21 protein-coding genes are annotated in these 17,271 nt (G+C 64.9%); 7 read left to right on the forward strand and 14 right to left on the reverse strand.

Annotation, left to right across the window (positions count from 1 at the left end):
- Positions 1-9: 9 nt before the first annotated feature.
- The 3 genes from AB0N24_RS17115 to AB0N24_RS17125 all read right to left on the reverse strand — a co-directional run bounded on the left by AB0N24_RS17115 (position 10) and on the right by AB0N24_RS17125 (position 3,067).
- Positions 10-381 carry an STAS/SEC14 domain-containing protein gene (locus AB0N24_RS17115; protein WP_146072332.1) on the reverse strand — a complete coding sequence of 124 codons (372 nt, stop codon included), beginning with the start codon at positions 379-381 and terminating at the stop codon, positions 10-12.
- 142 nt (positions 382-523) lie between these two features.
- A complete protein-coding gene (lhgO, locus tag AB0N24_RS17120) occupies positions 524-1,723 on the reverse strand; it encodes an L-2-hydroxyglutarate oxidase (protein ID WP_364126720.1) in 1,200 nt (399 codons plus the stop codon).
- Between the two features lie 42 nt (positions 1,724-1,765).
- Positions 1,766-3,067, reverse strand: a complete 1,302-nt coding sequence (locus AB0N24_RS17125; RefSeq protein ID WP_364126722.1) for a cyclopropane-fatty-acyl-phospholipid synthase family protein — start codon at positions 3,065-3,067, stop codon at positions 1,766-1,768.
- Between the two features lie 213 nt (positions 3,068-3,280).
- Between AB0N24_RS17125 and AB0N24_RS17130 the strand changes: the two genes are divergently transcribed.
- Entirely contained in the window at positions 3,281-3,478 is a 198-nt protein-coding gene (locus AB0N24_RS17130; protein ID WP_364126724.1) for a hypothetical protein, read from the forward strand.
- Positions 3,479-3,549: 71 nt separating this feature from the next.
- Here the strand turns inward: AB0N24_RS17130 and AB0N24_RS17135 are convergent, their stop codons facing one another.
- Complete coding sequence (locus tag AB0N24_RS17135; RefSeq protein ID WP_209744677.1) at positions 3,550-3,741, reverse strand: hypothetical protein; 192 nt, start codon at positions 3,739-3,741, stop codon at positions 3,550-3,552.
- On the reverse strand, positions 3,738-4,211 hold the full coding sequence (locus AB0N24_RS17140; RefSeq protein WP_364126728.1) for a hypothetical protein: 474 nt from the start codon (positions 4,209-4,211) through the stop codon (positions 3,738-3,740). Before AB0N24_RS17140 ends, AB0N24_RS17135 begins: the two co-directional genes overlap by 4 nt.
- Positions 4,212-4,319: 108 nt before the next feature.
- Here AB0N24_RS17140 and AB0N24_RS17145 point away from each other — a divergent pair, with 108 nt between their 5' ends.
- The 3 genes from AB0N24_RS17145 to AB0N24_RS17155 all read left to right on the forward strand — a co-directional run bounded on the left by AB0N24_RS17145 (position 4,320) and on the right by AB0N24_RS17155 (position 6,371).
- Positions 4,320-4,898 carry a hypothetical protein gene (locus AB0N24_RS17145; protein ID WP_364126730.1) on the forward strand — a complete coding sequence of 193 codons (579 nt, stop codon included), beginning with the start codon at positions 4,320-4,322 and terminating at the stop codon, positions 4,896-4,898.
- Between the two features lie 127 nt (positions 4,899-5,025).
- Positions 5,026-5,766: an HNH endonuclease family protein gene (locus AB0N24_RS17150; RefSeq protein ID WP_364126733.1), complete on the forward strand. Its 741-nt coding sequence runs from the start codon at positions 5,026-5,028 to the stop codon at positions 5,764-5,766.
- 104 nt (positions 5,767-5,870) lie between these two features.
- Positions 5,871-6,371, forward strand: a complete 501-nt coding sequence (locus AB0N24_RS17155) for a DUF805 domain-containing protein (RefSeq protein WP_364126735.1) — start codon at positions 5,871-5,873, stop codon at positions 6,369-6,371.
- A 92-nt stretch (positions 6,372-6,463) separates the two neighbouring features.
- On the opposite strand, the gene AB0N24_RS17160 is transcribed toward AB0N24_RS17155, so the two are convergent.
- The 8 genes from AB0N24_RS17160 to AB0N24_RS17195 all read right to left on the reverse strand — a co-directional run bounded on the left by AB0N24_RS17160 (position 6,464) and on the right by AB0N24_RS17195 (position 14,306).
- Positions 6,464-6,661, reverse strand: a complete 198-nt coding sequence (locus tag AB0N24_RS17160; protein ID WP_364126738.1) for a hypothetical protein — start codon at positions 6,659-6,661, stop codon at positions 6,464-6,466.
- A 30-nt stretch (positions 6,662-6,691) separates the two neighbouring features.
- Positions 6,692-7,435, reverse strand: coding sequence for an MFS transporter (locus tag AB0N24_RS17165; RefSeq protein WP_364126940.1), 744 nt, complete (start codon positions 7,433-7,435; stop codon positions 6,692-6,694).
- A gap of 277 nt (positions 7,436-7,712) precedes the next feature.
- The gene (locus tag AB0N24_RS17170; RefSeq protein ID WP_364126741.1) at positions 7,713-8,216 is read right to left on the reverse strand and encodes a GAF domain-containing protein; all 504 of its coding nucleotides are present in this window, start codon (positions 8,214-8,216) and stop codon (positions 7,713-7,715) included.
- Between the two features lie 77 nt (positions 8,217-8,293).
- A complete protein-coding gene (locus AB0N24_RS17175; protein ID WP_364126743.1) occupies positions 8,294-8,977 on the reverse strand; it encodes a helix-turn-helix domain-containing protein in 684 nt (227 codons plus the stop codon).
- Positions 8,961-10,160, reverse strand: coding sequence for an acetyl-CoA C-acyltransferase (locus AB0N24_RS17180; protein WP_364126745.1), 1,200 nt, complete (start codon positions 10,158-10,160; stop codon positions 8,961-8,963). The genes AB0N24_RS17175 and AB0N24_RS17180 overlap by 17 nt, the downstream gene beginning before the upstream one ends.
- Positions 10,157-11,791 (reverse strand): AMP-binding protein, encoded by a 1,635-nt coding sequence (locus AB0N24_RS17185; RefSeq protein WP_364126748.1) that lies wholly within the window; start codon positions 11,789-11,791, stop codon positions 10,157-10,159. Before AB0N24_RS17185 ends, AB0N24_RS17180 begins: the two co-directional genes overlap by 4 nt.
- 9 nt (positions 11,792-11,800) lie before the next feature.
- Positions 11,801-12,982, reverse strand: a complete 1,182-nt coding sequence (locus AB0N24_RS17190; protein ID WP_364126750.1) for an acyl-CoA dehydrogenase family protein — start codon at positions 12,980-12,982, stop codon at positions 11,801-11,803.
- An 82-nt stretch (positions 12,983-13,064) separates the two neighbouring features.
- Positions 13,065-14,306, reverse strand: a complete 1,242-nt coding sequence (locus tag AB0N24_RS17195) for a 3-hydroxyacyl-CoA dehydrogenase family protein (RefSeq protein ID WP_364126752.1) — start codon at positions 14,304-14,306, stop codon at positions 13,065-13,067.
- Positions 14,307-14,460: 154 nt separating this feature from the next.
- On the opposite strand from AB0N24_RS17195, the gene AB0N24_RS17200 reads away from it, so the two are divergent.
- A complete protein-coding gene (locus AB0N24_RS17200) occupies positions 14,461-15,075 on the forward strand; it encodes a carbonic anhydrase (RefSeq protein ID WP_364126755.1) in 615 nt (204 codons plus the stop codon).
- A 130-nt stretch (positions 15,076-15,205) separates the two neighbouring features.
- On the opposite strand, the gene AB0N24_RS17205 is transcribed toward AB0N24_RS17200, so the two are convergent.
- Complete coding sequence (locus AB0N24_RS17205) at positions 15,206-15,781, reverse strand: hypothetical protein (RefSeq protein ID WP_364126757.1); 576 nt, start codon at positions 15,779-15,781, stop codon at positions 15,206-15,208.
- A gap of 688 nt (positions 15,782-16,469) precedes the next feature.
- Here AB0N24_RS17205 and AB0N24_RS17210 point away from each other — a divergent pair.
- Both AB0N24_RS17210 and AB0N24_RS17215 read left to right on the forward strand, forming a co-directional pair.
- The gene (locus AB0N24_RS17210; protein WP_364126760.1) at positions 16,470-16,619 is read left to right on the forward strand and encodes a hypothetical protein; all 150 of its coding nucleotides are present in this window, start codon (positions 16,470-16,472) and stop codon (positions 16,617-16,619) included.
- 127 nt (positions 16,620-16,746) lie between these two features.
- Complete coding sequence (locus AB0N24_RS17215) at positions 16,747-17,265, forward strand: hypothetical protein (protein WP_364126762.1); 519 nt, start codon at positions 16,747-16,749, stop codon at positions 17,263-17,265.
- The last annotated feature ends 6 nt before the right edge of the window (positions 17,266-17,271 follow it).

Below are 17,271 nucleotides of genomic sequence, written 5' to 3' on the forward strand. Positions count from 1 at the left end.
TGGGGAAATTCATTCGCTGACGGTTTGGAGCCAGTTCAGTGCTTCGTCCTCGTCGGTGAAGTATTCGCTCGGACAGGCCGGCAGCGGGAGTCCCAGCAAACCGTGGGCGATGACGCGGTCCACGGGAGTGCTGCCAAGGATGGCGAAGGCGCTGACTGTCACGGCCGAGCTGTAGACGCCGATCGCTTCCCTACTGACGGAGCCCACTCCGGTGATTTCCAGCAACACGCCACCGCGGGAGCCCCCGGTCAGGGCCAGCAGCTGTTCCCGGGTGCGTACCCCGTCCTCCTCCGTGATCCGGGCGCTGGGCCGCAAGGTAATGCGCGATATTCCTTGGCGTACGCGGACCACACAGACGTTGGCCTCCGTATTGTTTGTCATTGGCTCCCCCAAGGGGCAGTACTCGGCGCAGCCGGACGGCCGCAATCTTTCCCCGGCGCTTCCGGGCCGGGAAACCTACCCCGGCGTCAATCTAACGGGACGGACCACCGTTGTCCATCAACCACGCAGCATGAGCTGCCCCTCAATTGCGGGGGAGGACATGGTGCTCCAGGAGATGCTCGGCAATGGCCATTGCGGAGGTTGCCGCCGGGGAGGGTGCGTTCCGCAGGAGCGTCACCGGCCCCATCTTCTCGATTGCGAAGTCATCGAGGAGGCTACCGTCCAGGGACCATGCCTGGGCCCGGACGCCGGCGGCAGTCTTCGCCGTGAGGTCGTCCATCTGCAGCTCGGGGATGAACCTGCGGGCCTGCCGGAAATACAGGGGCTTGACCAGCGATGCGGCGATCTCTTTCGCGCCCATCCGCCAATGTTTCCTGGCCAGGGCGCCGGCACCCGGCCACAGGATCGACGCGGCAGTGTCCTTGAGGGACACGTTGCCCCAGCTGTAGCCCTCCCGGGCCAGGGCAGGAACCGCATTCGGTCCTACGTGGATAGTGTCGTACACGCCGCGGGTGAAGTGCACTCCCAAGAAAGGGAAACGCGGATCCGGCACCGGATAAATCATGCCTTTGACGAAATGTTGCTTCGCTGCGGACAAGCCCCAGTATTCGCCGCGGAAAGGAAGTATTTTGGGAGCCGCTGAAGCGCCTACAAGCCCGGCAACGACGTCGGACTGCAGGCCGGCGCAGACGATCAGGCGATCGAATACGAACTCCGCGTGGCTGGTGGTGACTCGCACCTTACCGCGTTCGGTGGTGATGGCAACGGCTTCATGCCCGAACAGGATCTGCCCGCCCGCGGACCGGATATCCTCGGCCATGGCTTCTGTGATGGCCACAAAATCCACGACGGCGGTATGCGGCGAATGAAGCGCCGCCACCCCTGCGACGTGCGGCTCGACGCCGCGCATCGCTCCGGCATCGAGCCGGCGCAGCCCGGGCACGCCATTCGCGACGGAGCGGCTTTCAATGTTCGCCAGGGCAGGGAGTTCATCGTCCGTGAGGGCAACGACGAGCTTGCCCAGTTCCCGGTACGGCAGATTCCGCTCCCGGCAGTAATCGCGCGTAAGTACCCGGCCCCGTTGGCACAGCCGGGCCTTTAGCGAGGCCGGCGCATAGTAGAGTCCCGCGTGCACCACCCCGGAATTGTGCCCCGTCTGGTGCATGGCAACACGCTGTTCCTTTTCCAGGACAGTGACGTCCGCCAGTCCGCGGGTGCTGAGGGCTCGCGCCATGGCGATTCCGACGATGCCGCCGCCAATGATGCCTATGGTCTCAGCCATCGCCCCGGCGCCCCTGCCTGCTTGCCGATGATTCGCGGGCCATCAAATCCATGCGGTCCGCCGCAGCGGCGGTTCGGTTCCGCCGGAGCGTTGCACGAGCACCTGGTTGACGCCCGTGAGTCCGTCCTCGAAGCCCAGTGCGCTGGCGGCCATGTAGATCCGCCAGATGCGGGCCCGCCCGGGGCTGCTGGCGCTGACTGCCTCATCCCAGTGCTGCTCCAGGTTGCGCACCCAGGCGCGGAGCGTCAGCGCATAGTGCCGCCGCAGCGCTTCGACGTCGAGCACTTCGAACCCGCCGGACTCAAGCGCCCCGACCATGTCGGCGAGGCTGAGCATTTCGCCGTCCGGGAAGACGTAGCGGGGAATGAAGGAGTCGGGGTCTTCTTTGGTCGGTCCCGCGTTCCAGGAAATTGCGTGGTTGAGTAGCCTGCCGCCGGGACGCAGCAGGCTGTGCAGCTGGGTGACGTAGCGTGAAATCTGCTCGCGGCCCACATGCTCGGACATGCCGATGGAGCTGATCGCATCGAACGGCCCGTCGTCCACGTCGCGGTAGTCCTGGACCCGGATGTCGATGCGTTCGGTCAGCCCGGCTTCGGCCACGCGTTTGCGGGCCAGTCCCGCCTGCTCGTTTGAGAGGGTGACGCCGACGACGTCGACGCCGTAGCGCTGGGCGGCGTGCAGGGCGAAGCTGCCCCAGCCGCAGCCGACGTCCAGTACCCGCATGCCGGGTTGTAGCCCCAGCTTGCGGCAGATCAGGTCGATTTTGGCCTCCTGCGCGGCCTCCAGGCTGTCTGGTCCGCCGTTGCCGCCAGCGTGGTGGTTCCAGACAGCGCAGGAGTAGACCATCGATGGGCCAAGGACCATGGCGTAGAAGTCGTTGCCGACGTCGTAGTGATGCGAGATCGCCGCGGCATCCCGGGTCTTGGAATGCCGGCCGCCGAGCCGGTGCACCTTTGATTCCTCCGGCGGGGGAGCAGGATTCGGACCGATTGCGCCGACCCGGACCGCGGTCTTGAGCAGAGTCCATGCTTCCCGCGCGGTGAGCGGCGGGAACGGCCCGGGCTCGGCGAACTTTCCCGCCGAGCTGAGCGCGGCGAAGCTGGCGAATACATCGCCCGGGGCATCGATTTCCCCTGATACATAAGCCCGGCTGATGCCCAGCTGCCCGGGCGACCAAAGCATCCGCCGCAGTGCGCGCCGGGAGCGGAACTCGAGAACCGGGGCGCCTTCCGGGCCTGCCTCCGAGCCGTCCCAGGCGCGAAGCCGGAGCGGGATCCCTTTAGTGCCCAAAACGATGGCAAGCGCTTCCGCCAGCCTTGGTGCCACACCCGTAGTCTTCGTCATGTGCACTGCCTTTCGTCCAACTGATCCTGCTGCCTGCCAGATCCTCATCTCATTGCTGCGGGAGCGCTCTGCCCGTACTCACGCACCTGTAGCTGTTCAATCTATGGTGCAACCCCGGCCTCTGTCTTGGGCCGAACGACACCCCGGACCTGTCATCCCAAAAAACTTGTCGACCGCCGGGGGAATTGGGAGGAGGATTAAGGAGCATTCACTATGAGGAGGTCAGTGATGTGCTATCCGTATAACAAGGATTACCGGAGGGACATTCGGAAAGAGGAGTCGCGGGAACCTGAAAAGCAGCCGGAACCCCGGGTGGAAGCAAAGGACTTCAAGTTCTGGGCCTTCCCCCGCCGGGAACGGAAGTTCACGGGTTCGGAACCGGTTGTGGACCGCACGCCCGAGAAGGTCTGAGGGAACTCCGATAACGAATCATGCCAAAGGCCCCGCAGTGCGGGGCCTTTGGCATGAGTATCTGGCTTGCGTTAGAGATCTTCCTTGGACAGCGCCTTGGTCTCTGCCGGGGTAGGGCGGCCCAAACGTTCGTCGAGGGCCACACGGAGCTTGGCTGCCGCAACCTGGACTCTGTGCTCTGAGGGGGTCAACTGCCTGCCGCGGGAAGTGGAGACGTGACGGGGCGTCCGGGACTTTTTCTGTTCCGGCGTGCTGGTGCTCATGGCTTTTCCTCCTCCGTACCGTCGGTGCTCGTGGTTCCATTGTCGCCGATTGGTTCCTCGGAGTCCACGGCTTCGACATCCTCGTCCCAGGCACCCTCGTCGCCGTTGGCCTCCGTCACCGATTGCCACGCAATGTCCAGCAGTTCCAGTTCCTCTTCGCGGGCAAGATCGCTCCGCGCCAGGACTGCCAGGGATGCCAGCCCAAGGGCCTTGGCGTCCCCGTCGGCGTCCAGGGCTTTGTCGAGGGCCCACTGTGTTCGCTTCCACCATTCGGTTCGGTCATCGGCCCGGGTTCTTTGCTTCAGTGCCTGGGCGTCCGCCACTGCTTTTTGCCGCAGGGTCCGCCACCCGATGAAGGCAGCGAGGACAGCGCCGGCCAGAACCGCAAGCGGCCCCAGCGCAGCCACGATCTGCCACCATTCGGCAGGGGCAGCAACAGCAAGTTCAAAAGGGCCAGGGGACAACGTCACAGACCAAGACTAGGCGTTGCCTGCTTGCAGGAACGGCATTTAGGGAGACGCAGCAGCGAGTCTCCTGACCCGGCGCGCCCCTGACCGGTACCGTTATTTCGGGGGTGCATGGAAATGGAAAGCGGCGTAACGGACCGGCTGTGGGACAAGGACGTGCAGGAGTTCATCATTGCCTGCCGGCACGAGCAGCTGAGCGACATCACGTTGGGCTATACGGTGCTGGGTGGCGGGCAGATGCTCCTAACGGCCTCGGCCTTTTACCTGTCCAAAAGAGGACGCCGTGTGCCCGTTGGTTACCGGTGGACGGAGTCAAAGTCCGGCGCGGCCGCCGAAATCTTCGTCGGCAGGGCAAAGGCGTCCGCCGGGCAGGAACTGGACGGACTCTTTGGGCTGGCCCTGAGGGCTGGCCTGTGGGGCGAGCGCCGGCACGTCGCCTTTGCCCTCATGGCGCTGGCTGACGTCCGGTCAAAGGCCGATGGCGTCCGCGGCCGCCTGCAACTTGAGTACCTCAAGGCGCTGTTCGGCGATGAACCGGTTTCCGTAGAACCGCTGCAGTCCGGGCCGGATGACGCTGCCGGCTCTCCGGGACGCCAGTCAAGGATTGCCCAAGCGCAGGAGCTGACCCTGCAGACACTCAATGACCTCGCCTACCTTTACGGTGCCCGCGCCGGGAAAGAAACGCTCTAGGCTCATTTCGAGGCGTGCGGATCGTGGCGGCCCGTGCGCCGGCGGGCACAACTGTGACCGGCGCCATCGTTTGGCCTGCGAGGCCCGGACCCGCGGCGAGGATAGCCTGAGCGGGACCGCCGTATAAATGAAGGACAAGACGATCTCACGCCGCCGCTCCAAAGCACTGACCCTCCTGACCGCCGCTCTGCTGCTTGGAGGCCTGGCAGGCTGTGATGCCGCAGCCTCCGCGGGTCCGGCGATCGCGAAGGCCGCCCGCGGCGCCGCGCCGTCCACGCCCGCGGAAGATCCGGCAGCGAACCCGGATGAGGTGGCCGCCGCCATTGCCCGGCTCGCCAGTATTCCGGTGAAGGGCCGTGCGCCGAAGACCGGCTACAGCCGCGATCAGTTCGGTGCCGCCTGGGCGGACGTGGACCACAATGGCTGCGACACACGGAATGACATTTTGGCCCGCGACCTGACAGGGGAGACCTTCAAACCCGGCACGCACGACTGCGTGGTGGCTGCCGGTACGCTGGCTGACAAATACACCGGTAAGACAATCGAGTTCGTCCGAGGCACGGACACAAGCTCGGCGGTCCAGATAGACCACATCGTTCCGTTGTCACTGGCGTGGCAGACCGGTGCCCAGCTGATCAGCGAAGACAACCGGAAGCAGTTCGCCAACGATCCTCTGAATCTCATGGCCGCCGACGGTCCTTCCAACATGGCCAAGTCCGACAAGGACGCCGCCACCTGGCTGCCACCGAACAAGGCCTTCCGGTGCGAGTACGCTGCCCGGATGACGGCGGTGAAGGCCAAGTACGAGCTCTGGGTCACCCGGCCGGAACACGACGCGATCGAGAGCATCCTGGCCTCCTGCACGTAGGCTGCCGTAAATCGAAGTAAATTTTGTCCATCGAAACGCCAAACAGCCCCCGCCGGCCCGTACGATGGGCTCGTCTCGTCACTCTGAATCCATGGGGGAATACCTTGAGCTATCAGCAATACCCGCAACAGCAGACGCCGCAGCAGACCTGGCAGGGCGGCGAACCGCCTCTCTGGGCGCCGTATTACGGTGCCCCGTTCCCGGCAGCGGTCAAACGGTTCTTCAAGAAGTACGCCACGTTCTCCGGGCGGGCCAGCCGGAGCGAATACTGGTTGTGGACCCTCGTCTCCGTTGCTGTGAGCATCATCCTGAACATCATCATCGGAGTCGGGTCCGCCGCAACGACTTCGGCATCCGCCCTCACGAGCCAGGCAGCTCCCGGTCCTGGTGCCATTGTCGGTTACATCCTGCTCGCCATCTGGTGGGTGGCCACTATCGTTCCGTCGCTTGCCCTCGTTGTGCGCCGCCTGCACGACGGCAACTTCAGCGGCTGGCTGGTGCTCATCGTCCTGGTTCCGTTCCTCGGCGCCCTGGCACTGCTGGTGTTCATGATCCTGGGCTCAAACCCGGCCGGCCAGCGGTTCGACCAGCCGGCCAGCGCCTAGGACGCAAAACCCCGGCCAGCATCTGGCTGAATCACCAACGCAGAAGGGCCCGTTCCTGAACGGGCCCTTCTGGCGTGCCGGCTACCGGAGACTCACCGAGCGGCTGTGTTCCCGGAGATCGCGAGGTCGACGCCGCGGGTCTCCGGGAGGCCGAAGGTGGCGAAGAGGCTCACCAGGCTCACGCCGGCCAGAAGCAGCCCGATGGCCGGACTCCCCAGGCTGGCGCCGAGCGATGCCGCCACCAGTGGCGTGACGCCGCCGCCGACCAGCGCTCCGAGGTTGTAGGCCATTCCGGCACCGGTGTAGCGGTAGCGGGTGGCTCAGAGCTCCGGCAGGAAGGCGCCCACCGGACCGTAGATTCCGGCGACGATCAGCAGCGTGCCGGACAGCCCTACTGCAAAGGACCAGGTGGTGCCGATGTCGAGGATCGGGAAGAGCAGGAGCGACCAGGGGATCGCCACGACGCACGAGCCGACGATCACGGCTCGGCGGCCGATCCGGTCGGAGAGCATTGCGCTGCCAATAGTTCCTGCTGCGAAGAACATCGCGCCGACGATTCCCAGCGAGAGGATGGGGGGCCGGCTGTGGCCAAGGCCCTCGGCACTTGTGCCATAGGCGCTGAGAAAGGCTGTGCCGATGTAGAAGAAGGCGAAGAGCATCATGGTGGAGGCGCCGCCCAGGAGGATCTGGCGTGGCTGGTTTCGCACCGACTCCCACACGGGCAGCTTGCGGGGGCCAGCCGGGACCGCGCTCGAGTCGCTGGCCTCCTTGAAGACCGGAGTCTCTTCTATCTTGAGGCGGATGTAGAGACCGATCATAACGAGCACGGCACTTCCGATGAACGGAATGCGCCAGCCGAACGTGAGGAATGCCTCCGACTTGTCGCCGAGTGACAGATTGATGATGAGGAAGGTTGCACTCGCGAGGGCGGAGCCAATCGATGGGCCCAGCTGGGGGAAGGCTGCGAAGAGGCCCCGGTGTTTGGGCGGGGCGTACTCGGCGGCCATCAGTGCCGCGCCGGCCCATTCGCCGCCGACAGACCTGGGGGAAGACGAGGGCTGCAGCCGTACCGTAGATGAGGAAGTCGTAGAACTCGATGATGCTGCCCATCGAGCTGGCGACGGCGACCCTGGCCATCGAGGTGGGGCGCGGACCGGACCGGTTCGCAACCGGTGCGAGGCTTTCGAGCATGCGATATCTCCTTTGACATCGGTCGTCGAAACGATGTTTGTCTCGACGCGAAGATGTCATCGTGCCAGCGCCGTGCCTTCGCCACCACCTCCCGATGGAGGTGTTTTCGCGCCACCGGTCAGGGCAAAAGGCGGAGCCTGCGCGCGGCCACTACGGCCTCCGCACGGCTATGAGGTTCCGGTCCGGTGGCTCCGCGGCCAGGCTTTGGACGACCCGGAGAATCGAGACCCGGTGGTCCACCTCGTCCCGAATGGCCAGTTCCCGAGAGATTCTCGAGGCGCTGGCGCTGAGTTCTGTCACCACGCACTCGCCGATCGATGTGCGCTCCCGCGTTGCCGCGTAGAGGATGCACCGGGCGCGGCCGTCCACGAGGATGGGGAGCGCCACCATCGTCCGTAGCCCCTCGATGCGCACGGCGTCGTCATGATGATGGGTGATGCTGTCCGAGTCAAAGTAATCGGCCACCCAGACGGTGCGCGCCTGGGAGAGGGCGCGCCCGCCCACCCCCTCACCGGGCTGGACGCTGAGGTTCTTCAGACCGTGCGTCGCAGTGCCGAAGAACTCGGTGATGGTGAGCTCGGTGCGGTTCACGAGGCCTGCGAAGTACACGGCCGAGCCAGTCCGGGCTGCGGTTTCCCGGATCGCCAGCTTCAACAGGTCGCGGTCGCTCGGACGGTAGAACCCGGACGGTAGAAGTCGTTGTAACGAGCGGTCATGGGGCCCTTCCCCAGTCACACGGAGCGGCCGTCGAGCTTGTCCTGGATGCGCCGGGCCAGCTCAGCAGTGGGTGTGGAACGGGGAAAAACGGCCACGACCAGGTCGTCCCCGGTCGGGAGGGATGCGGGGTCACCCTGCGGCAGTACCCCGAACATACGGCGCACCGCCAACAGCTCGTGTTCCAGGTTCCGGAGGGAACCGCGGGAGGAGTCCAACATCATTTCGCGCAGCACATAGTTATGGGTTGAGGTGACGGCAGCGGCGAACCGGATTGCATCAAGCGTTGATATACCCGGCAGTGCCCGGCGAAGGTAGTCCGAGAAAAGCCGTTCATAACGGGAGACCATGATCGTTTCCCGGTCCCGCAGCGCGGGGACTGCCTGCACTACGTGGTAACGCTTTTGGGACAATTTGCGGCGTTCGGAAAATTTCACGAAGACCAGCTCTGCGGCCTGGCACACAGCCTCCCACGGATCGGGATGGCTGGCTGCCAGGTAGACGGTCAGCTCAGCGAGCAGGGCTTCGTGGTCCGCAAAGATCACGTCTTCCTTGGCGCGGAACTGACGGAAGAAGGTGCTGCGGGAGATTCCGGCAGCGAGGGCAATATCGTCCACGCTGGTCGGGTCGTAGCCATTGTCGGTGAACAGATCCAACGCGGCCTCGGCCACGCCGGAACGGAAATTAGCCACTGATGCCATCCCGGTACAGTAGCAGCGCGTCACCCTGTCCGCCGCCGCCACAAAGCGCGACGGCGGATTTGCCGCTCCCGCGCCGCATCAGCTCGTGGACGGCCGAGACCACCAGCCGCGCTCCGGAGGCGCCGATCGGATGTCCGATGGCGATGGCACCGCCGTTAACGTTCACCTTGTCCAAACCGAGACCCAGGGCCGCTGCGGAGTGCGCCACCACTGAGGCGAACGCCTCGTTGATCTCCACGAAGTCAAGGTCTCCGGCCGTCCAGCCGGCGCGGGCCAGGGCCGCCGTGATTGCCTGTGCCGGCTTGTCCGGAAGTGTTGTGTCCGGCCCGGCGATCTGCCCGGCGGGCCCGACGACGGCCAGCACCTCGAGCCCGTGGGCATCGGCGTACGCGCGGGTCACCAGCACGACGGCGGCGGCGCCGTCGCTTAGCGGCGAAGCGTTTCCGGCGGTGACTGTTCCCGCCGCGGTGAAGGCCGGCTTCAGCCCGGCCAGCACCTCCTGCGTAGATTGCGGGCGGATGCCCTCGTCATCGCTTACCAGCACGGACGCGCCGCGCTTCTGCGGCACCGAAACAGGGGTGATTTCGCCGCTGAATCTTCCCTCAGCCCGGGCCGCGGCCGCCCGCTGGTGGGACAGCGCCGCGATGTTGTCCTGCGCTTCGCGGGAGACCTGAAGGTCCCCGTTGGCGCGGTCTGTGGCAATGCCCATGAGTTCCTGGTCAAAGGCATCCGTGAGCCCATCATGGCCGGCTGAGTCCACGGCCGTGATGCCCCCGTAGAGGTAGCCTGCGCGCGAGCCGGTGAGCAGGTGCGGCGCCTGGCTCATGGATTCCTGGCCGCCGGCGACCACCACGTCGGCCTCGCCCAGTTTGAGCAGCCTGACGCCCTGGATGATGGCGCTCAGCCCGGAGAGGCAGACCTTATTGACGGTGACGGCGGGGGCTCTGAGCGGTATTCCTGCCGCGACGGCGCTTTGGCGCGCGGGGTTCTGGCCGGCGCCGGCCGTCAGGACCTGGCCCACAATGACCGCATCAACGGCGGCCGGCCCGACCCCTGAGTGTTCCAGGGCCGCGGCGATGGCGGCGGCGCCAAGCTGCACAGCGCTTTGTGAAGCCAGCTGGCCCATCAGTTTTCCCTGCGGGGTGCGGGCCGCGCCCACAACAACTATGTCCTGGCTGCTCATTTGGTGGGTTCCTTGATGGGGGCCGGGGTGCTGAGGTCCAGGGCACGTAACCGCGACTTCAGGACCTTGCCGGTGGAGTTGTGGGGGAGCTCGTCGGGGAAAAGGATCCTGTCGGGAACCTTGAATCCTGAGAGCAGGCCCTTGACGTGCGAGCGGATCTGCTCGGCCGTGACCGAACTGGGGCTGCTGCGGATGACAAAGGCCACCGGGCGTTCGCCCCATTTCTCGTGCGGGACGCCGATCACGGCCACGTTCAGCACCGCCGGGTGGCTGCTAATGGCCTGCTCCACCTCAATGGTGGAGATGTTTTCTCCGCCGGAGATGATGATGTCCTTGGCCCGGTCCTTGAGCTGGATGTAGCCGTCGGGATGCATCACGCCGAGGTCTCCGGTATGGAACCAGCCCCCGCGGAAGGCGTCGGCCGTGGCCTCGGGATCCTTGAAATAGCCGAGCATCACGTTGTTGCCCCGCAGCACGATCTCGCCCAGCGTTGCGCCGTCCGCCGGGACATCGAGCATGTCCAGGTCCACGATGCGCGCCGTCTCGGCCTGCAGCATCCCCACTCCCTGGCGGGAGATCTTGACGGCCCTGTCCTGGCTGGAAAGATCATCCCACTCGGTTTGATGCTCACAGATCGTGTACGGGCCGTACACCTCGGTCAACCCATAAACGTGGACCACGCTGATCCCGATGGACTCCAGTGACGTGATGATCGAGGGCGACGGCGGCGCGCCCGCCGTCGTGATCCGCAGCGGCCCCTTCAGCTTGTGGGCCTGGGGCGCCTCGGCAATAATGCTGCACACCGTCGGGGCGCCGCAGAGGTTGGTGACTCCGAGAGTGTCGATGGCGTCCCAGACGGCGTCCGCGCGCACAGCCCGCAGGCAGATGTGGACGCCTGCGGCCGCCGTTACGGCCCAAGTGGTGCACCAGCCGTTGCAGTGGAACATCGGAAGGGTCCAGAGATAGCGTGTTTCGCCGGTGAAGTGATTGTGGAAGGTTTCCCCGAGCGAGTTCAGGTAAGCACCGCGATGCGAATACAGCACGCCCTTGGGCTTGCCTGTGGTGCCGGAGGTGTAGTTCAGGGTGATCGGGGCGCGTTCGTCCTCCACACTCCACGGAAGATCAGCGTCCTGGTGTCCGGACGAGGCGAGGAAGTCCGCGTACTGCGTCGTGCCGATGCCTGCCGGGACTTCCGGATACGGGATGGTGCTGTCAGGCACTTCGATCACCTCAGCCAGCTGTGTCAGGCCCAGGTCCAGGCCCGCCACCGTGGCCAGCAGTTCCGAATCGGCAAACAGCAGCCTGGCCTCGGAATGCTCCAGGATGAATTGGAGTTCCCGGGCGGACATCCGCGAGTTCAGGGCCACCAGGACGCCCCCGGCCAGGGGGACGGCGTAATGGGCAATCAGCAGCTCCGGCACATTAGGACACAGGAAGGCCACCCGGTCGCCGGGCTGGATCCTGCTCTTGATCGCTTTGGCCAGCCCCTGGGCTTCGGCAGCGAAGTCCCGGTAAGTATAGGAGCGGTCACCGTGGATGATCGCCGTCTTCTGCCCGAACACCTCGGCGGAGCGCTGCAGGAACCGCAGGGGGCTCAGCGGGGTTTCATTGGGAAGTTCAATTGTGGTCATGGCGAATCCTTAGGCGAAGGCGCTTTGTCCGGTGACATCGCGGCCGATCAATAGGGTCTGAATGCTTTGCGTGCCTTCGTAGGTATGGATGGATTCGATGTCCAGAAGGTGCCGGATCACGTGGTTTTCCAGCAGGATGCCATTGCCGCCCAACATGTCGCGGGCAATGGATGCCAGCTCGCGAGCCTTGCGGGTGTTGTGGTACTTCGCCATCGAGGCCTGGGTGGGGCGCATCTGGCCGGCCGCATCGAGCCCCGCGAGGTGGATACAGTGCAGCTGCATGCTGGTCAGCTCCGAGAGCATATACGCCAGCCGCTCCTGGACAAGTTGGAACTTTGCCAGCGGCTTGCCGAACTGTGTCCGCTGCGTGGCATAGTTCAACGCGGCCTCGTAGACTGCGGTGGCGTGGCCGAGGGCGGACCAGGCCACCCCCAGGCGGGTCGCAACAAGGACTTCGGACGTGTCCTTGAAAGTGCGGGCACCGGGAAGAAGATTGGCTTTTGGAACGCGGACGTCATTGAGCTTGATCCGGGCCTGGTGTATTGCGCGCAGCGAGGCCTTTCCTGTGATTGTCTCGGCCTCGTAACCCTCCCGGTCCTGTTCCACCAGGAAACCACGGACGTCGCCGTCGTCATCGCGTGCCCAGACAACCGTGACATCGCCTACGGAGCCGTTGCCGATCCACTTCTTTTCGCCATTGAGGACGTAGTCCTCCCCGTCGAGCGAGGCGGTGGTTTCCAGCGCCACGGAATCGGACCCGTGGTCCGGTTCCGTCAGGGCGAAAGCGCCGAGCTTTTCGCCGCGGGCCAGCGGACCCAGCCAGGTCGTGCGCTGGGTGTCGGAGCCAAAGAGGGCAATCGTCCGCAGTACAAGGCCGCCCTGGACTGCGATCACCGTCCCCAGCGAACCGTCCCCGCGGGAGACCTCCATGTTGACCAGGCCGGCGGCCAGCGCGGACATGGGCTCCAGGCCCTGTACATCAATGCCATCGGCCAGCAGGTTCATGGTGCCCATCCGCTTGGCCAGGTGAGCGGGGAACTCGGCCCGTTCCCAGTAGTCGTTCATCTGCGGCAGGGCCTCCGCGGTGAAATCCCGGGCACGGCTCCACGCTTCGCGGTCGGGTGCGGAAATGTTGGCGAAGACGGAGTAGTAGTCCGTGTCCAGCGGTTCAGCGACGTCATAGTCGGGCATGGGCTTGCATCCTTATTTAGGGAGGAATTGAAGAATGGCTCGGAGGTCGCGGCGCTTGATTGGGCGGGCCGCACGCCCCTTGCTATGCTGCGAAGCCGGACCCGGGGTGGAAGTCCCTACCCCACACCCGCCGGGAGGCGCCGCTTTGGTCTAGCAGCGGGGTGAGGCCCCCCTGATGCTGGGGGAAGTTGGCGCCCAGCAGCATGCACAAATCCACTTCCGCGGGACCGGCCACCACTTTTTCGGCGAGCATCAGGCCCACCTCCTCGGCCAGCGCGTGAAGTATCCCTGCCCTGATGGCCTCCGCGTCCGGTGCCGGCACTGAACCTCCGGCGTCGGCAGCCGGCAGCAGGGCGGCCGCTTCGTGAAGCACCGTGCCGGACTTAGCCAGGTAGCCGCGGAGCCGGGCATCCGCAATGGCTGCCAGGCTGGTGCTGACATAAAACCGATCGGGGTAGGCGGCGTGCATGGTCTCGCAGATGTGCAGTTGGACCGCGGGTCCGATGAAACCCAACAGCGTCAGCGGGGTCATGGGTAGCCCGAGCGGGTCCAGGGCATGGTCCGCCAGTTCGATATCAGTCCCGTCATCAATGACCTGCAGCAGTTCGCAGAACAGCCGGGTCAGGATCCGGTTCACCACAAAGCCCGGCGTGTCCGTTACCAGGACCGCAGTCTTGCCCAGAAGCCGGGCAAGCGAACAAGCGGTGGCGACCGTGACGGCGTCGTTGTTTTCAGTACTGATGATTTCCACCAGCGGCAGCACGGCCACCGGATTGAAGAAGTGCAGTCCCATGAGGCGTTCCGGATGGGCCAGGCCGTGGCCCATCGCCGTCACGGAAAGGGACGACGTGTTCGTCAGGAGCAGCGCATCAGTGCGCAGCAGGGGCTCGATCTCCGCGAAGACGGCGCGTTTGACGGCCAACTCTTCAAACACCGCCTCGATGACCACGTCGCAGTCCCGGTACTCGCGCTTGTCCACGGTGCCGCGGATGAGACTGCGCAGGTCGCGGGCCGCAGTTTCGCTGAGTTGCCCCCGGTTCACCAGCTTCTCCAGGTGCGCTGCGATCCAGCCAAGCGCGCTATCCACTTTTGCCTCGGAAAGATCCGTGATCAGGACCGGAACGCCAAGCTGTTTGGCAAAAACAAGGGCAAGCTGGCTGGCCATGAGTCCAGCGCCGATCACCCCAACGCTGCGGACGGGGCGGGGATCTATTCCGCGAGCGCCCGCCGGCCGGTACCGTTCAGCGTCCAGGAGCGCGGCAGCGTATGCGCTGGCCGGTTGAATGGCGGTTTGGCTAGTTTCTACGACAGTGTCAGGAACCATAACACCGTTCTACAGTGAAACTCAGTGTCAGGTCAAGTGAAACTTAGTTTCACGCGGGAATTCCGGAGGTACGCGTACCGGCACCCGACGTGGGCGGCGGATGGATAGCGATATCTCCCTATGGGCGACGGTACGCTCCCTTACAGTAAGGAGGGTGAGCAGCAGAATCAGCACGTACGAGGCATGGCATCGCCTGCTTGACGGCAACGAGCGTTTCGTCTCGGGAGATTCGCTGCACCCGAACCAGAACGCCTCCCGGCGGAGCGAACTGGTGAACACCCAAAATCCGTTCGCCGTCATCTTTGGCTGCGCGGACTCCCGTCTCGCCGCGGAGATCATCTTCGACGTCGGGCTCGGCGACGTCTTCGTGGTGCGCACGGCCGGCCACGTGATCGACGACGCCGTTCTCGGCTCGCTCGAGTACGCGGTCTCGGTGCTCCATGTCCCGCTGATCGTAGTCCTCGGGCATGACAATTGCGGCGCCGTCACGGCCGCGAAAGACGCCGTGGAAACCGGGGAGGAGCCCCAAGGCCACATCCGCGACCTGGTTGAACGGATCACCCCGTCGGTGCTGAGGTCGCTCCGTGAGGACAAGACGGACATCAACGACATGGTCGTCGAACACGTCAAACAGACCGTGCGGCGGCTGCTGGACAGTTCACGGGCGATTTTCGACGCGGTGGACAATTACTCCACCGTGGTGGTCGGCGTGGCCTACCGGCTCGAAGAGGGCCGGGCGCAGCTCCTCTCCACAGCTGGCGTCCTCTAAAGCTGACGAGGCTGACCTGGCTGAGGAGGATGGGCCCGCTCGTCGAAGGCACGCACGCATGGAGTCATCACCGCCCACAAGCAGGAACGCCGTGAACGCATCCTCGTCGCCGAGGGAGGCCCGGTCCGCTTCAGCTTTGGAGGGTGGTCACAGTCTTCGACGCCGCCTGGATGCTGGTCCAGCCCCGCCGGCATGCCGCCGTGGTGCGGAGGTCGAGTTCGACGCCCTTGTTCTGCAGGATGGCCAGCAGGGTCGCGTTGACGATGTCCTCGCGGAGTTCGTTCAGCCAAGGGCCCCTGATGTTTGGCATGACCGGTACGCGCGCCCGGATCGTCAGGAAATGCCCACCGGTCAGGGCCGCCGCGAAGCAGACGGCGCCGACGACGATGAGCTTCACGATGTTGTCGTGGTCGGTGGCCACAACGTACGCCGGTGGGGTGATCAGGGCGACGAGAAGACCTAGACGCAGGACCAGGATCTCCCGGGCGCTGCCGGAAGCCTTGCGGCGTCCAACGAGCCCCGCCAGCTGTTTGTCGCGGACGTCCTGCGCCTTCAGGCGCCACTGCCGCTGGGTCCCCAGATGCACCTTGACCAGGGCGCGGGCCGCGGCCAGCTCCTCCGGGTTCTCTTTCCGCAGGGCAGCCACGATCTGATCCGGACTGTCGGCCCAGAAACTGGCCAGCCGGCGGTCGATGGCGGCGGCCATGTCGTCCAGGCCCAGGAGTGCGGCGCCTTCGGCTGTCTCCTCGACGCGGACGGCCCCGGCGGGTGCTGCCTGCTCGGTGGGGGTGCCTCGGTACGGTGCCCGTAGCGCGGTGAGCCGTCAGCGAGATGGTATGCGTTGCTCATTGTTCCCCCAATGTGGATGCCCGGAGTGCTAATCCTTCGATTTGTGCACTCTGGGCTGGGCGGCGGATTGGGCCGGCCTGAAGCTATTGTGCGGTACGACGACCGACTGGATGCGAGCCGACGGTTTCATTACGGCTGTGCAGGGCTGGTGCGCAGCTCCTGCGCGCTTCTGTGCATGCTTGTCAGTGACAGCACAGATCGATGGGGGAGATCATGAAACTACGCCGTGCAGTCCCACTGGTGGCAGTAGGAATGCCGCTTCCACCCAGCACCTACGATGCGAGCACCACGGAGCCTGTCTTCAAGCACACCTATACGGACGAGTTCGAGGGAGAGTTGGCTCTGCGGGTCTCGAACCCGATCGGCAGCACACACGTCCTGAGGATCCCGGTTCACGTCAGCACGAAGCCTTATCATCAGCAGCTGGCCCCGCCGAAAGACGTCCAGGCCGAGGTGCTCTCCACCGTGAACGGGGTCAGTGAAATCAAGGTGACCTGGGAATCCGACGACCCTCCGCCGACTCCTGGGCCATCGCCATCAACGGCATGCCGGTCGGACGGATCGAAAAGGCAGCACGCTCCATCACGGTCACCGACATCCAGCGAAAAGAGGACGTGCTAGTAGAAGTCTTCGGGGTGACCAAGGACATGGAAGTTGGCCTGCGGGCCGGCACGACACTGCCCGCAGCCAAGTAGGGGCCTCTTGAGGCGCGGCGTACGTCCCGAACCATCATTCCGACGGCACTCGGAGTCTGACTAGTGGTGGCAAGATGGACGTGCCCTGCAGCCCCAACGAATGACCGCGACACCTGAGCGAGGAACATTGAAAGCCGCCACCGAAGCCACCCCGGATAACTATGCCCTCGCATACGCCCAGCGCCGGACCTGGGTTCTGGGCTCGTGGTCATACGGAGCTATCCTGGCCGCGTCGGGGACTGCTTACGTTCTTGCCTCGGCCATCACCGGCAATGACCCAGAAACAGGGGTCTTCATGACTGTCCTGGGCGGTGCTATTGCCGGGTTGGGATGGTTTGCGTCTGCGCCTAAGCGGTTCAGCCGCAAGATCCCCAAGCCATCGATGGATGTGTGGCGGGCAGAGCAGGCGATCCGCATCAACAAGCCCGCCGCTATCGCCTCAAACGTCCTCATGGCGGCAATCCTCCTCGCAGCGACGTTCCTTGCCCCAAGGGGAATGGCCGCTGATGTCATTCCAATCACCGCGATGCTTTCGGTCTGGACCCCGCTGGTCGGAGCCCTCATGCTGCGAGCCACGAAGCTTCTGGTGGAGCGTGGTGCCATCTATGACCGCTGGCTGCAGAGCCGCGAACCCGGGAACAGCTGACCGAGC

Source organism: Arthrobacter sp. NPDC093128 (assembly GCF_040683875.1).
Classification (GTDB): domain Bacteria; phylum Actinomycetota; class Actinomycetes; order Actinomycetales; family Micrococcaceae; genus Arthrobacter.